The sequence below is a fragment of the Ferdinandcohnia jepli genome (assembly GCF_047246645.1).
Lineage (GTDB): Bacteria > Bacillota > Bacilli > Bacillales > Bacillaceae_L > Ferdinandcohnia.
Genome location: NZ_JBFOKR010000010.1, coordinates 1 through 14,956, shown reverse-complemented (window position 1 = coordinate 14,956; position 14,956 = coordinate 1). Strand labels below are relative to the sequence as shown.

18 protein-coding genes are annotated in these 14,956 nt (G+C 37.6%); 1 reads left to right on the top strand and 17 read right to left on the bottom strand.

The features are described from left to right. Positions 1-45: 45 nt before the first annotated feature. The 8 genes from AB3M96_RS11885 to accB form a co-directional block, all read right to left on the bottom strand. A complete protein-coding gene (locus tag AB3M96_RS11885; RefSeq protein WP_412967834.1) occupies positions 46-939 on the bottom strand; it encodes a polyprenyl synthetase family protein in 894 nt (297 codons plus the stop codon). Between the two features lie 3 nt (positions 940-942). After that, on the bottom strand, positions 943-1,176 hold the full coding sequence (locus AB3M96_RS11880; RefSeq protein ID WP_412967833.1) for an exodeoxyribonuclease VII small subunit: 234 nt from the start codon (positions 1,174-1,176) through the stop codon (positions 943-945). Next, positions 1,169-2,524: an exodeoxyribonuclease VII large subunit gene (gene xseA, locus AB3M96_RS11875; RefSeq protein ID WP_412967832.1), complete on the bottom strand. Its 1,356-nt coding sequence runs from the start codon at positions 2,522-2,524 to the stop codon at positions 1,169-1,171. Before xseA ends, AB3M96_RS11880 begins: the two co-directional genes overlap by 8 nt. Positions 2,525-2,531: 7 nt before the next feature. Next, positions 2,532-3,395, bottom strand: a complete 864-nt coding sequence (gene folD, locus AB3M96_RS11870; RefSeq protein WP_412967831.1) for a bifunctional methylenetetrahydrofolate dehydrogenase/methenyltetrahydrofolate cyclohydrolase FolD — start codon at positions 3,393-3,395, stop codon at positions 2,532-2,534. A gap of 29 nt (positions 3,396-3,424) precedes the next feature. Continuing rightward, on the bottom strand, positions 3,425-3,811 hold the full coding sequence (gene nusB, locus AB3M96_RS11865; RefSeq protein ID WP_412967830.1) for a transcription antitermination factor NusB: 387 nt from the start codon (positions 3,809-3,811) through the stop codon (positions 3,425-3,427). Between the two features lie 815 nt (positions 3,812-4,626). Then, the gene (locus AB3M96_RS11860) at positions 4,627-5,037 is read right to left on the bottom strand and encodes an Asp23/Gls24 family envelope stress response protein (protein WP_412967829.1); all 411 of its coding nucleotides are present in this window, start codon (positions 5,035-5,037) and stop codon (positions 4,627-4,629) included. A gap of 22 nt (positions 5,038-5,059) precedes the next feature. After that, entirely contained in the window at positions 5,060-6,412 is a 1,353-nt protein-coding gene (gene accC, locus AB3M96_RS11855; RefSeq protein WP_412967828.1) for an acetyl-CoA carboxylase biotin carboxylase subunit, read from the bottom strand. Positions 6,413-6,428: 16 nt separating this feature from the next. Next, a complete protein-coding gene (gene accB, locus AB3M96_RS11850; RefSeq protein WP_412967827.1) occupies positions 6,429-6,932 on the bottom strand; it encodes an acetyl-CoA carboxylase biotin carboxyl carrier protein in 504 nt (167 codons plus the stop codon). Between the two features lie 252 nt (positions 6,933-7,184). On the opposite strand from accB, the gene AB3M96_RS11845 reads away from it, so the two are divergent. Beyond that, complete coding sequence (locus AB3M96_RS11845; RefSeq protein ID WP_412967826.1) at positions 7,185-8,699, top strand: methyl-accepting chemotaxis protein; 1,515 nt, start codon at positions 7,185-7,187, stop codon at positions 8,697-8,699. Positions 8,700-8,738: 39 nt separating this feature from the next. Here AB3M96_RS11845 and AB3M96_RS11840 read toward each other — a convergent pair whose 3' ends face one another. From AB3M96_RS11840 to AB3M96_RS11800, 9 genes are all read right to left on the bottom strand, one after another. Then, complete coding sequence (locus AB3M96_RS11840; RefSeq protein ID WP_412967825.1) at positions 8,739-9,326, bottom strand: SpoIIIAH-like family protein; 588 nt, start codon at positions 9,324-9,326, stop codon at positions 8,739-8,741. Position 9,327: 1 nt separating this feature from the next. Beyond that, on the bottom strand, positions 9,328-9,999 hold the full coding sequence (gene spoIIIAG, locus AB3M96_RS11835) for a stage III sporulation protein AG (protein WP_412967824.1): 672 nt from the start codon (positions 9,997-9,999) through the stop codon (positions 9,328-9,330). Continuing rightward, positions 10,000-10,635, bottom strand: a complete 636-nt coding sequence (gene spoIIIAF, locus AB3M96_RS11830; protein ID WP_412967823.1) for a stage III sporulation protein AF — start codon at positions 10,633-10,635, stop codon at positions 10,000-10,002. 98 nt (positions 10,636-10,733) lie between these two features. Further along, positions 10,734-11,936: a stage III sporulation protein AE gene (spoIIIAE, locus tag AB3M96_RS11825; protein WP_412967822.1), complete on the bottom strand. Its 1,203-nt coding sequence runs from the start codon at positions 11,934-11,936 to the stop codon at positions 10,734-10,736. A gap of 27 nt (positions 11,937-11,963) precedes the next feature. Beyond that, positions 11,964-12,353, bottom strand: a complete 390-nt coding sequence (gene spoIIIAD, locus AB3M96_RS11820) for a stage III sporulation protein AD (protein WP_412967998.1) — start codon at positions 12,351-12,353, stop codon at positions 11,964-11,966. Between the two features lie 13 nt (positions 12,354-12,366). Next, on the bottom strand, positions 12,367-12,573 hold the full coding sequence (gene spoIIIAC, locus AB3M96_RS11815) for a stage III sporulation protein AC (protein WP_010284588.1): 207 nt from the start codon (positions 12,571-12,573) through the stop codon (positions 12,367-12,369). 180 nt (positions 12,574-12,753) lie between these two features. After that, positions 12,754-13,269, bottom strand: a complete 516-nt coding sequence (gene spoIIIAB, locus AB3M96_RS11810) for a stage III sporulation protein SpoIIIAB (protein ID WP_412967821.1) — start codon at positions 13,267-13,269, stop codon at positions 12,754-12,756. Then, the gene (spoIIIAA, locus tag AB3M96_RS11805) at positions 13,270-14,193 is read right to left on the bottom strand and encodes a stage III sporulation protein AA (protein WP_412967820.1); all 924 of its coding nucleotides are present in this window, start codon (positions 14,191-14,193) and stop codon (positions 13,270-13,272) included. 85 nt (positions 14,194-14,278) lie between these two features. Continuing rightward, positions 14,279-14,560 (bottom strand): YqhV family protein, encoded by a 282-nt coding sequence (locus AB3M96_RS11800; RefSeq protein WP_412967819.1) that lies wholly within the window; start codon positions 14,558-14,560, stop codon positions 14,279-14,281. Positions 14,561-14,956 lie beyond the last annotated feature (396 nt).

Sequence of the window (14,956 nt, the reverse complement as noted above, 5' to 3'; positions counted from 1 at the left end):
CTTTCATTTACAAACTTTATCCGTTTTTAAACCTGTAGTAAAGGTTTAATGATCTCTAGATGCAATAAGATTACACATATAGTCTAGTATATCATGTTTCATGTCAACACTATATAAAAACCGTTTTGCTTCATCTATATGAAAGGCTAACTTTTCCTTTGCACCCTCAAGTGTAAGTAATGCAGGATATGTATTTTTATTATTCTCGGTGTCGCTTCCAACAGGTTTTCCAATCAATTCCTCTGAACCTTCAATATCCAAAATGTCGTCTCTAATTTGAAAGGCTAATCCTAAGTGATGGGCAAATTGCTCTAGTTTTTCTAGCTGTTCATCTGTAGCATCTGCAATTATTGCTCCTGCCATTACACTGAATGCTAATAATTTCCCCGTTTTATGGGTATGTATATATTCGAGGTCCGTCAATTGTAAGGAAGCACCTTCACCTTCCATATCAGCAACTTGTCCTCCAACCATACCTTCTGGACCTGCTGCTTTTGCTAATCTCGAAATGAGAGCAATTCGTTTTTCTGGTGAAATTGTTTCGTCCATAAACTCAGAAATTACTTGAAAGCTAAAGGTTAGTAAACCATCGCCTGCAAGAATAGCCATAGCCTCTCCGAACACCTTATGATTTGTAGGCTTTCCTCTACGCAAATCATCATTATCCATACTTGGTAAATCATCATGAATTAGAGAATACGTATGAATCATTTCAACCGCACATGCTACAGGTAGGCCGATTGATTCATTCTTACCAAATGAATGTAGCGTCCCTAATAGTAATAATGGTCGAATCCTTTTTCCGCCAGCTTGTAGCGAATAATCCATTGATTTTGTTAGTTGCTCTGGTGCCGAAAGCTTTGAAATGTAGAAAGGTAATTGTTCCTCAATCTTCTCTTTATGCGTCTTAAAGAATAGTTCTATATCTGTTAAGCCCACTTTTTATTCTTCCTCCTGAATGCTGAACGGTTCAAGCTCGCCATCTTCACGTAAAATTTGTTCCATTTGCTTTTCTACATGTTGCAGCTTATCATGACAGAGCTTTGATAGCTTCATCCCTTCTTGAAAGTAAGAGATAGCTTTCTCTAAAGGTACATCCCCCTCTTCAAGACGTTCCACAATTTGTTCAAGTTGCTCCATGGCTTCTTCAAAGGACAATACTTTTTCTTCAGTCATTTATTTGTCTCTCCTCTACTTCTAAAACTTCACAATCAAGTTGTCCATCTCTAAGTTTGACCTTTATTTTTCTTCCGGATTTAATTTGATGTACACTTTTGACCAATTGTTTTTCTTGATCATATACCAAGCTGTATCCCCGCTCCATAATTTTCAAGGGACTAAGTGCCTCAAGTTTTGATACAGTTGATGAGAATATATATTTTTTCTGTTTTAGTAATTGGGTAAACTCTTTTAATAAAACCTTTTTATATAAATTCTGCTTTTCCATTGCTTGCTGCAGCTTTTCTTGAGGGTGATTATGTCGGAGCCTTACAGACAACTTATTAAAGTCTTCTTGCTTTCGAACGATGAGCATCTTTCCTTCTCTTCCAAGACGGTCAACCAAACGATCAAGTTGTTGCTCCTTCTGATCATATAAATTTTTAGGAAAACGGAATGCATAGGATTTTTGTAAAGCAGTAAGTCTATTAGAATCTGTTATAAGCTTGTCCTTCATCGCCCGTAATAAACGTGTATGTCTAACCAATAAGCGTTCCGAGAGTTCAGCCATATGCGGAACGGCTAATTCAGCTGCACCAGTTGGAGTTGGAGCACGTAAATCAGCAACAAAATCAGCGATTGTCACATCGGTTTCATGCCCGACAGCCGAGATAATCGGCACCTTAGAATGAAAAATAGACCGAGCTACAATTTCTTCATTAAAAGCCCATAGCTCTTCAATTGACCCGCCACCTCTTCCAACAATCAGTACATCAATTTTTCCAAATTCGTTTGCGGCAGTTATTGCCTTCTCAATAGATGCGGCAGCATTTTGTCCTTGAACTAGAGCTGGAAATACGATTACCTTTGCAATTGGGTATCTTCTTCTGATTGTTGTAATAATATCTCGAATTGCAGCTCCTGTTGGTGAAGTGACAATCCCTACATATTGAGGTATTTTAGGAATCGGTTTTTTATAACGTTCTGAGAATAGTCCTTCTTCTTCTAGTCGTTTTTTGAGTTCTTCATAGGCAAGATATAAATTTCCGATTCCATCAGGCTGCATTTCTTTTACGTAGAGCTGGTAGTTTCCATTTGACTCAAAAACCGTCACTTCGCCACGTAGCAGTACCTTCATCCCATTCTCAGGAGTAAATTTTAAATCTTTATTATAACCAGCAAACATGACAGACTGAATTCTCGCATTTTGATCTTTGATCGTGAAGTACATATGTCCACGGCTATGAGCTTTAAAATTCGAGATTTCACCCTTCAACCATATGTCCTGTAAATGAGGGTCTGCATCAAATTTACGTTTTATATATTTCGTTAAGGCAGTTACTGTTAGATAACGATTTTGTTCCATTTGATTCCTACTTCCTTGACAAGGCGGCAGATTTTTTAGCTGATTCCACGGTATTATGAAGTAGCATTGTAATTGTCATAGGACCAACACCACCAGGTACAGGTGTGATATAGCTCGCTTTTTCCAAGCCTTCTTCAAATAGCACATCACCGCAAAGTTTGCCTGTTTCAAGCCTATTTACACCTACATCAATGACAACTGCACCCTCTTTTATGTAATCACCTGTAATGAAATTTGCCTTCCCTACAGCAGCAACTAAGATATCTGCTTGGCGTGTTATTTCTTTAAGATCCTGCGTTCTAGAATGGCAATATGTAACAGTTGCGTTTTCATTAAGAAATAATTGACCAACAGGTTTACCAACTATATTACTCCGACCGACTACAACTACATGTTTACCCTCAATTGATAGTTCCTTTGATTTAACCATTTCAACAATTCCAAATGGTGTACATGGTAAAAATGACTCCTGACCAATCATCATTCTGCCGATATTTATTGGATGAAAACCATCAACATCCTTTGTAGGAGAAATTTTTTCAATGATAGCTAACTCATTAATAGATTGTGGCAGTGGTAATTGCACTAGAATACCGTGTATTGAATCATCTTGATTAAGACGATCAATTTCACTTAATAAGTGCTCTTCAGTAATTGTGTCTGGATATTCGAGTAGTATTGAATGAATGCCTAATTCCTTAGAAGTCTTTGCTTTTGCAGATACATATGATCTTGATGCAGGATTATTCCCTACTAGTAAAACGGCCAATCCTGGTATAATTCCTTTTTCAGCCAAAGTATTGACTTCGTTTTTGATCTCATTGCGTTTTGCTTGTGCCAACTCTTTCCCACTAATAATTTCAGCAGCCATTCTCCCCACGCTCCCTAAAAAATTGTGTTTTATAATTGATCTTTTACTTTTGACAATATTGCATTAATAAAACGACTTGAACTGTCGTCTCCAAACTGTTTTGCAAGCTCAATCGCTTCATCGATACTAACGTTGACAGGTATCTCTTCTATATACTTCATTTCATAAACCGCAATACGTAAAATAGACCGGTCTACATTTGCCAGTCTTTCTAAATTCCATTTTTCGAGGTTTGCACGTAATAATGTATCGATTTCTTCTTTATGCTCGATAACACCGTAAACGAGTTGCTCTAAGAATTCATCTGTTGGTGCTTCCTCAAGTACATTTTCTATTGCCTCATTTGGTTCACTTTGACTCATGTCAATTTGGAATAACGATTGAAGAGCTTTTTCTCTCGCTGTACGTCTTTTCATTTATATGTCTCCTTTGGATTTGTAAAAGTTAGTACTACTTTAGCTCAATCCTCATCCCTTTTATACATTGGATAAGCTTGTCTACAATATAGTTTCTTTCTCTTATGTATTATTCTTCCCTTTATTAGTCTATAAAAGAACTACAGTCTATCATAGCATAAAATAGATGTAAAATAAAAATTTACCAATGAGGTTTTGTAGCGGTTTATAATGAGAGATTGAAGTTTCTAAAACAAATATTGAAAAACAAAACTTCCTTATCACAATTGTTAAAAATGATGTTTCTACTTACGGTACTGGGTTTGTTGATTTGCGCTCCTGGCACTCGCTTTCCGCGGGCGGTCCGGAAGCATCCTCACTGAAATGCTGAAGCGGCTCGACTAGAAACGAGGAAATTGGAGACTCCGACAAAAGAGGCGTCTTTTGCCTCTGGCGGAGGAGTTGAAATTTCTCGAGTTTCTAGCCGCTGAAGCTAGACAAGTCGCAAGCTCCTGCGGGGTCTCCCTTGACTTGCACAGGACAAGGAAGGCTACGGCAGCATAAGCATCGCACGAAGAAATTGCATAGCATTTTCGAGGATGTGCTGACGTCTACGTTCGCCACAGGACGTGGCGGCTTTTAGTAGACGCCCCTACGACTTTCCCGCAGGACTTTGAGAGGCTCCATTGAATTCTCCCACGCACGAAGAAAATGCAAAGCATCTTCGAGGAGTCTCGTACCTTCCTCTCCAATCAACAGAGGTATAAATATTTATAGCGACTTTTAGAACACCCAAAATATAAAAGCCTGACAGCGTTAGCTATCAGGCTTACTTGTTACATTTCCTCTTCTACTTGCAATTCTTGCTTTTGGCTTTCGAATAATACACCCACTACATGGACGTTTACTTCGGTTACGTCTAAAGCTGTCATATTAAGTAGGGCTTGACGGACATTATCTTGAATTTTGCTAGCTACATTTGGGATGGAAACACCAAAGTTCATCATACAAAATACGTCAACGATAACTCCGCTATCAGTTAGTTCAACTTTAACACCCTTGCCGTGATTCTTTTTTCCAAGTCTTTCTACAACACCAGTTGCGAAGTTACCACGCATTTGTGCAACTCCCTCAACCTCAGATGAAGCTATCCCAGCAATTACCTCAATTACTTCTGGTGCTATTTCAACTTTACCTAGACCATTACTTCCTTGATCCATTTCTAAAATATTCGTTTCCGCTGCCATTAAAAGCACCTCCTACTATAGTTTACGACTTCATTACCTCATATAATTCAAGAAATTTCGTATTAAAGTTGCCATCTACGAATTTTTCATGATTCATAAGTTTTAAATGGAATGGAATTGTTGTGTGAATTCCTTCGATTACAAACTCGCTTAATGCACGCTTCATACGAGCGATGGCTTCTTCTCTTGTAGCTCCATATGTAATGAGCTTTGCAATCATTGAATCATAATATGGTGGAATGGAGTAACCTGGATAGACTGCTGAATCGATTCTTACACCTAATCCCCCAGGTGGTAAATACATATTTATTTTACCAGGAGACGGCATAAAATTCTTCTCAGGATTCTCTGCATTTATACGACATTCAATTGCCCAGCCATTAAAGGTTACATCGCTTTGTGTTAATGAAAGTTTCTCACCTGATGCAACTCGAATTTGTTCCTTTATGAGGTCAACACCCGTTACCATTTCAGTTACTGGATGTTCTACCTGAATTCGCGTATTCATTTCCATGAAATAGAATTCATCGGCATTGTGATCATAGATAAATTCGATTGTTCCTGCACCTGAATAGTTCACAGCTTGAGCTGCTTTTACAGCAGCTTCTCCCATTTTTTGTCTAGTGTCTTCATTCAATGCTGGTGAAGGAGTTTCTTCAACAAGCTTTTGCAAACGTCGCTGAATCGAACAGTCTCTCTCTCCTAAATGTATCACATTTCCATGGTTATCGGCTAATACTTGTATCTCAACATGGCGAAAATCTTGAATATATTTCTCGATGTACACGCCAGGATTCCCAAAAGCAGTCGCAGCTTCCTGTTGTGTGATGTTAATACCCTTTACCAATTCTTCTTCATTCTTGGCTACGCGAATACCCTTACCTCCACCACCAGCAGTGGCTTTAATAATAACTGGATATCCCATATCATTTGCTAAACTTATAGCTTCGACTGTATCCTTAATGATCCCTTGAGACCCTGGAACAATCGGAACTCCTGCAATCCTCATCGTTTCACGGGCAATATCCTTTGTTCCCATTTTGTTTATTGCTTCAGGACTTGGACCGATAAACGTGATATTAACCTCTCTGCATAGTTCTGCAAAATCAGCATTTTCTGCAAGAAAGCCATAACCAGGGTGAATTGCTTCACTCTCAGTCAGCTTTGCTACGCTAATTATATTTGTGAAGTTTAAGTAGCTTTCCTTAGAGGACTTTGGACCAATACAGTATGCTTCATCTGCAAGCTGTACATGTAAGGATTCCCTGTCCGCCTCTGAAAAAACTGCTACCGTTTCAATTCCTAATTCCTTACAAGCTCGTATAATACGGACTGCTATCTCTCCACGGTTCGCAATTAATACTTTCTTTATCATAATGGTCACTCCTAACTTAAGACTTTACTAAGAATAATGGTTGACCATACTCTACAAGTTGACCGTTTTCAACCAATATTTCTACAATCTCTCCATTTACCTCTGCTTCAATTTCGTTGAAAAGTTTCATAGCTTCAACAATACATACTACTGAATCTGCTTTTACTTTATCACCTTTTTTAACATAGTCCTCTACATCTGGAGATGGAGCAGCATAGAATGTACCAACCATTGGCGATACAATCTTATGTAAGCTTTCATCCGATACAGGAGCTTCTTTAGCTGCTGGTTCTGCGGTCTTTTGTGGTGCCTCAACTTGTACCTGTGGTGCAACAGGTTGGGCAACCTCTTTTACTACTGGTGCTTTTTCTTCAACTACATGCTGAACTACAGTTGGTGCAGTAGCCTCTTTGTGTTTCTTCATTTTAATCTTGGAGCCTTCACTTTCAAAAGAAAACTCATCAATATTTGAATCATTAACTAGCTTAATAAGCTCACGAAGCTCTTGAATTTTAAACATATTATTACACTCCTTGTACATTACAAAAATGTTATTTCATTTTAGAATTTTTATTCCTACTATTAGTACCACATACTAATATGATACGATACTTAATTCTATCTTTTCAATACAAACAGTAGATTTTTTATTGAAAGCGTTATCAAAGATAGACACAGTATAACAAAATTTTGTCAAAATTTCATTTTTTATAAAGGAAAAATAGATTTTTAGTCGAAATAATACGTATTGATGGATGATGGAGGAAACCCTATGAATTTCTTGGAACAAATGAAACATGATGATCTAATTAGAAAAAACGGACTTGTTGTAAAAGCTACGTTTGTATCCTTAATTATAGGAATACTTGTGGATATTGCTTTACAAAAGGAGCTAAAGCTGATTCTTTCTATTATTATTGGTGGTGGTATTGGCGTAAGTATTGTTGCTTTATTACATTATACTGGAAGATTCCCAAAAGCACTTCCTTATATAGCTACCAGCTTTGTGGGGATAGTAATGTTTGTAATTATGCAATCTAGCGTCTCGCCAACAGCTTATTTCCTTGTATTCTTCGTTTTAGCAATGTCCGCTATATATATGAAACGCTCTATTCTCTTTATGGGTGTCGGTCTTGGACTATCGATTATTACCATTTTTACCTATTTACATCATGATTCCTTACCTCTTGAGATAAAAAATTACGGAACAATTTATTTACTATTTTTATTAGTGACGGTTTTACTATATTTTCAGTTAAAGCTATCGGATATTTTAAATTCAAATCTTATTTCGATACAGCAAAATACGGAAAAGCTACGTGAAAACGATTTGCATCGTAGAGATCGACTAGAGGAAAACACAACGATTATTTCGGCTAATGTTAAATCAATTAAAGATAAAAGTACAAGTAGTTATCATGCTGCTTTCGAGATGAGTGCATCTCTCCAAGAGATGACATCTGGCGTTACAGCACAAACCAATACTATTTATGAAATTACACAATCTCTTGAACAGGCAAACAGACTAGTAGAGAGAATGGCGGTATCAGCAAAAAGCCTACGAAAAGAATCAGAAAACACCTCACTTGTTTCGAGTGACGGTGGAAAATTAGTAGATCAACTTTTTACTGATATTACTAACTTCAATATGGTAATTGAAGCCGTTACGTATAAAATGAATCATTTGGCAGATAAAGTTGATGAGATTTCAAATTTCACACAATCGATTCAGGAAATCGCTGCCCAAACGAATTTACTAGCTTTAAATGCTTCTATAGAAGCTGCCAGGGCTGGAGATAGTGGAAAAGGGTTTGCAGTAGTTGCAAATGAAGTGAGAAAGCTTGCAGAATCTAGTGCAAAAGCTGCGAATCAAATCTCTGATAATATTTTAAATGTGAAAGAGGAAACTAAATCAACTCAAAATGAAATATCAGAAGCGTCACTACTTATGAAGGGCAATTTACAGCTTGTTCAAAATACAAAAGATTCCTTTGAACAGATTGGTAAATCAATTACTCATCTAACAAATGAAATCATTGGATTCGATTCACTTACTGAATCGATTCAATCTTCTTCAAAGGCAATTGAAGTATCAACTAACGAGTTCAGCACTGTTATTGAAGAAAGCAGCATGACTCTAGAGCAAATCGCTTCAGGTATTCAAATGCAAACTGAACAGCATAATGATTTAGTTGTTGCTATTGGAAATATGGACGATGCCGTATCTGAATTACTTGAATTATATAAAGAAAATAGTGATAGTTCCATAGAAGATCCAAAGAAATAGAAAAGCACGGCGATTGCCGTGCTTTTTCATTTTTAGTTATTATTCGCCAGTTAATTCAAATTGTACAGCTACGTTTTGAAGGTCGCCAAGCTCGCTACGTACTAAACGTAAGATTTCATTAGCAGCTTGCTTAGAGCTTTCCTTCGATTTTACAGTGATCTTGATTTTGTCACCTTCTACACGAACAAGTGCATCTTCGTAGTTATCACCTTTGATCAACATTTCAATGATTTTTTCTTTTGATTCAATTTCTTCTAGTTTCTTTAAATCTTCATATGCCTGGTTCTTTTGATCAGCAGATAAATCTTTTGAAGCTGTCATATCTTCTAATGTACTTCTTAATTTGCTACGTTGCTCATCAATTTCAAGACGTAATGCTGTAAAAAGATCATCGCTTGATACAGAAGAAATAACGTTACCTTCTTCATCTTCTTCAACAGTTACATCTGAGCCTTTTTCATCCTCAGTTGCTGTTTCAACATTTTCCTGCTCTTGATTTTCCTCTTTTTCCTGCTCAAATGCTAGATTATCATTATTACCATCTGGAGTCGTAATGTAATAGACTGATAACACAACTACTAGACTTAACATTGTTAATAACCATACTGTTTGCTTTTTTAATAACATTTTAGGAATCCCCCTTTGTTTTTCTTGGTACAACTGCTACCTTGTGATTAGGAACATCAAACCCTTTAGTAACAGCATCAACCACCATTTGTTTTATTTTAATGTTCTCAACACCTTTGGCAACGATTAGCACACTACGTATCTCGGGTTTTTCAATCTTCAATACAATTGGTGTTTCTGAATCGCCACTTCGGATGATGACAACTTGTTCATCCATCGTTACATCCTCTACTTGTCTCTTCCCACCATCCCTGTCTTCTTCATTCGTGATTTGACTCTGGGTAACGGTGTTCTTTTCAAGTACTTTCGTTTCAGTAGCATCGACACTTACAGATACAATAACATCCTCCACTCCAGCAATTGCTTCCAGAGCTTCTTTTAATTCATTTTCATAGCGGTCCTCGTATTCTGAAATAGCCTTTGTTAGGTCACTATTGTTTTTATGACCAAAAGCAGGTTCATCATCAGCAGCGACCTCAGTAGACGAAGTTGGTAATGAAGATGATGTTTGCGAGTCACCTGAAAATAAATTACTTAGTAACATGATTGATACTCCAGCTGCCAAAAGTAGTAATAAATACTGGTTTTTCTTCCCCTTTTTATCAGGTGGATCATCTTTTGATTGGGAAAACAAACCTTTTATTGTGTCCATAATCCCTTTGTTTTTACCCATTTACGAATCTTTCCCCCCTTCCACAGTGACTACGATTTTTTCAGAGTCAATTTCCCATTTAGTAGCTAGTAAAGTTGTAAGTTTATTGATATTTGTTACATCCATTTCAGTATGCTTGGGTTCTATCTGTTTGGAGGTATCAATCTCAACCGGTTTTACTACTGGGATTTCATCAGGTTCAACTGTCCCTTTCGATAACACCACCACTATAGAAGTAATGTCATCTAATGTAACAGTCTCCTTACTGTCATCCTTTATTGAAAGGAGTACGTCTTGAACAGTTAGGTCATATTGTTTTTGCACCAACTCCTCTTCAGCTTGGTTTTTCAATTGGACTTGCATTCTTTCTAAAATATATGCATTACTTGAGGCTTGTATTTCTTTTTTCTTCAAATCTATTAAATTTTCCATATTTTTTTCATCCTGATAAGGAGAAAACCTTAGATTTGAGAAGGCTTCTTCGAAATCAGATGACAATAAAGAAAACAATGGAGTTAAAATTATCACAATTAATAAAAGACCAGTAACCATTTTCACATACTTCTGCATGCTCGAATTCGGAAGCAGCATATCCACAATCGTCGCAAGCAAAATAAACAAAATAATATTCGTAATCCACTCAGCAATAAACCCCAAAGCCATCACCCCCAAACCTGCGCCAGGGACAGAGGGACAGAACCCTTGTCCCAAAAAGAGACTAAATAGGCGTTTTTATACACTTCCACAAACACTTATCACCTGACCATTAAAGTTAAGTTCCCCGCGGCAATGATCACTGTGATGCTTAGGAAAAACATAAGTGATACAATCGCAAGTGCCGCAAAAATATAAACAACACTTTTACTAATGATGTCTAAACAAGCGATTACAGGTCCTCCACCTAGTGGCTGTAACAAGGCTGCTGCCATTTTGTAGATTATCGCTAAGGAAAGCACTTTTATCGCCGGAAATGCAGCAATTAAAAGGAGTATTGCAACCCCGAGTATTCCAACGGTATTTTTTAGAATCACAGATGCACTAATAACAGTATCAGTAGCATCCGTAAACATTCTCCCTATTACTGGTACAAAGTTGCCTGTTATAAATTTCGCCGTCCTGATTGTAATTCCATCAGCTACTGCAGTTGTCGTTCCTTGAACTGAAATAACCCCAAGAAATATTGTTAAAAATGTCCCTATAATACCTATGCTTATGTTTCTCAATAGTTGAGCAAGTTGTGTCACTTTGTATTGCTCACTTAATGTACTTACGATACTTAACAGTGCTGACATAAACAATAAAGGCAGAACGACATATTGAATGAGCAACCCGCTTGTATTCATAAGAAATAAAATCAGTGGATGGAAAAATGCAGCTGAGGCAATTCCACCTGATGACGCTACTAGAGCCAGTAAAAGCGGAACAAGTGCTAAAATAAAGTTAATCATCGTTTGAATGGCTTCCTCGGTATAGCTGATTGCCACACGGAAGCTATTTAATGCGATAATTATTAAAACCATGTATACCAACGAGTACGCAACCTTGCTTACTGCACTTTTTTCAAATGAGTTTTGTAAGGTCTGTAAAAACATACTGAATATAGTAAGCATGATTAATGTGCTAAGTAGCTTCCCATTTGCAATTAGCTCATGAAACACGTATTTTACGAGTCCCAGCATCCACTCCTTGAGTGAAAGCTCTTTTTCTCCACTGATAAAATCTAGTAAGCTACCTTTCTGACTTTCGGGAAGATACCCACCATATTCCGTGACGATCTCGTCCCAAAATTTCGTAATATCCTCTATCCCTAGATTTTCAATTTGTTCTTCAACTTGTTCTTGAATTTGGTCATCGATGACTTCCTGAGTTGGAGGTGAAGCTTGTACAAACTGTGGTAAAGAAAAAAAGAGTAGTGCGAATAAAAGTATGAGAAATGATAGAACTTTGGTACGTGTCATGGAATCACCCCCCTAAATATCCCTAGTTTAACTAGGAATAAGACCAATTATTGTTTCGATTAGAACAGTTAATATCGGGATTGCCATGGCAAGAATGAGTATCTTCCCTCCTAGTTCAATCTTTGATGCAATTGCTCCTTGTCCAGCGTCTTTTGTTATTTGAGCACCAAACTCTGCTATGTATGCAATTCCGATGATTTTAAGAATTGTTTCGACGTAAACGGTATTTACATTTGCATTTATCGCAACCTTTTCAAGCATGCGGATAATATCTGCTATTTCTCCAACAAGGAATAAAAAGATTACACAACCTACGAATACAACAAGCATAAATGCAAATGTTGGTTTTTGTTCCTTAATGATGAGTGCTAAGAATGTTCCAACAAGTCCTAAGCCTACAATTTGTATGATTTCAATAGCTCATCCCTCCTTAGCCTTGAAAGAGGAAAACTGCTTTTATCTTTTTAAATAGATCCTCTACAATTGTTGCAACCATAAACAAGATGTATATAAAACCCAGTAATGTAACCCACTGGGCGTATTCTTTTTTACCCATTTGATCTAGGATTGTATGGAGAAATGCAACAACAATACCTACACCAGCAATTTGAAAAATGATATTTACATCGACTCCCATTTGCGTCTTCTCCCCCTATTAGTACGTGTTCAAAAAGTCAACGAATTGCAAAGCAAGAAGGTCAAGAAACGACAGCCTTAAGGACCGAATGTATGACATATTACGTTACGACCTTTGTTGCCAAGTGACGCCAAGATTCGAAGTCTCATTTTTTTGACCTTTTTGAACAACCTCTATTTCCTAAATCAATAAGATGACTAGTAATAAACCGGATAAGAAACCTAAGCTTTTCATCATCTTTTCATAGCGAGATTGTTTTTCTCGCGCATCACTTTCTTCTCTTTCTAAATGGGCAAGTGCCAATAAAATATGCTTTTGCTGGGAGGCTCTGTCTTGCTGGCCTAACGTCTCACCAAATTGTCGTAAAACTTCTATTTCTCCCTGTTGCAAGGCAGTATGTTTGGATGTTTCCTCTAAGCTTTCGTCCCATGCCATCTTCACACTCACTTCACCGGTTTGAAGCTTTTTGGCAAATCTCTCAAAAAAATGGGAGATGGGTTTTGGTATCTGTCTTGAAAGATGTGTTGCAACTTCAATTAAAGGAACATGTCCATACATAATTTCCGCTTCAAGCGATTGTAAGGCCGTTTTCAGCATCCTCAACTGTCTTGGTCGTTCGCTTAAACGACGTGCCGCCTCAAAACCTGCCCATGTTGTTGCTAGTAAAATAATGATCGCTCCAACTATTTTTACCATCTAGGTCACACTCGCTTTTGGTAAAAGTGGTTTTGCGTTTGGACCAAGGATTGATTTTACGGTTCCAGGTCCTTTTGTACGTGATAGCTCTACATATCTTTCGAAAACACCTGACTTTACAATACCCTCTAACGATGGACGCTTTAAAAGGTCTGAAACCTGATGTCCATGAGCAGTTACAATTAAACTAACTCCTGCGTTCACAGCTTCCATAATTGCTTGACTGTCTTCTTCCCTGCCAATTTCATCCACGATAAGCACATCAGGACTCATTGATCGAATCATCATCATCATCCCTTCGGCCTTCGGACATGCATCTAGCACATCTACTCGAGGGCCAAGCTTAACTTGTGGCACTCCCTTTACACATCCAGCAATCTCTGATCGCTCATCAACTATTCCAACCTTTAATGCCGGGATCCTTCTTGACTCACTTCCAGAACTGATCATCCTTGCAATATCTCTGAGCAAGGTAGTTTTTCCCGTTTGAGGTGGTCCAATAATAATAGTGTTACGCCAATACTTATCAAAGAGATATGGGCTAAGCTGATTGGCAATCCCTATTTTTTGTTTTGCAATTCGTATATTAAACGAGGTAACATCACGTATTGCTTTTACACTTCCATGCTCTGTAATCACTTTCCCAGCAAGTCCAACACGATGACCACCTTGAATAGTGACATAACCCCGCTTAAGTTCTTCTTCAAGTGTATAAATGGAGTATTGACCTAGCTTATTAAGTAGCTGAACCGCATCCTCGCTTGACACTACATAACTATGAAAAATAGGTAACCCATTACAAATGATTTCAAGTGGTCTTGAAACTCTGATCCGGATTTCTTCCATTTTTTCAATTCGTTCTGGAGGATACTCTGTAATAATATTTGCGATTGATCTTGGTAAAACGTCTACTATTTCCTTCATCTAGTAAACTCCTCACGTGTTCTTCATAGTTCAATGTATGCAGGCTTGGACACTTTATGCATCCATATTGGAAATCTCCCTCCTATTAACGGTATATTCCATATAAAATAAAAGCTACTCCTAGTCCAATAAATAATAGTTTTGAATAAGACAACTGGTCTGCTAAACTAATTAGCCCAATTGCCATCGTCGTAATCATGATGATTGGCCCTACAATCGCAAGTAACGCATTTATAGCAAGAGCCTTACGAACATCGTTAAATACAAGCATTAAAATAGCAGCAGTTAATTCCAGTGAAGCCGACAATACCCTTAATCCAGCCATTGATAAAACAGTTGTGTCAAACATAGAAAGCAATCGTTTCATTGTATCCTCCACCAATAAATTTTCTTTTGTACAACCTATGCGTACTCGTTGGAATTCAGAAGAAAAAAATATGGAGAAAGTAAAATTAGTGCGGGGAATAATTTGGTGAGTCGGTTTGTTTGGAATTTTTGTAAGGTTTAAGACGGGATGAGAGTGGTTTATTGTGCTTAGGAGTTTGGGAGGGTACTGCTTCACAGGTTTGCGTACCCTCAGTTTTTATTTTGATTTATGTGAGGGTACGATTCGCACATTTGCGTACCCTCAGTTTCTACTTTGTACTCTGTGAGGGTACGATTTTCAGTGAGACGACAAATAAACGCATCGAGTAGGAGGATAATCATTATTTGACTATCCGACCTCTCACACCACCGTACGTACGGATCCGTATACGGCGGT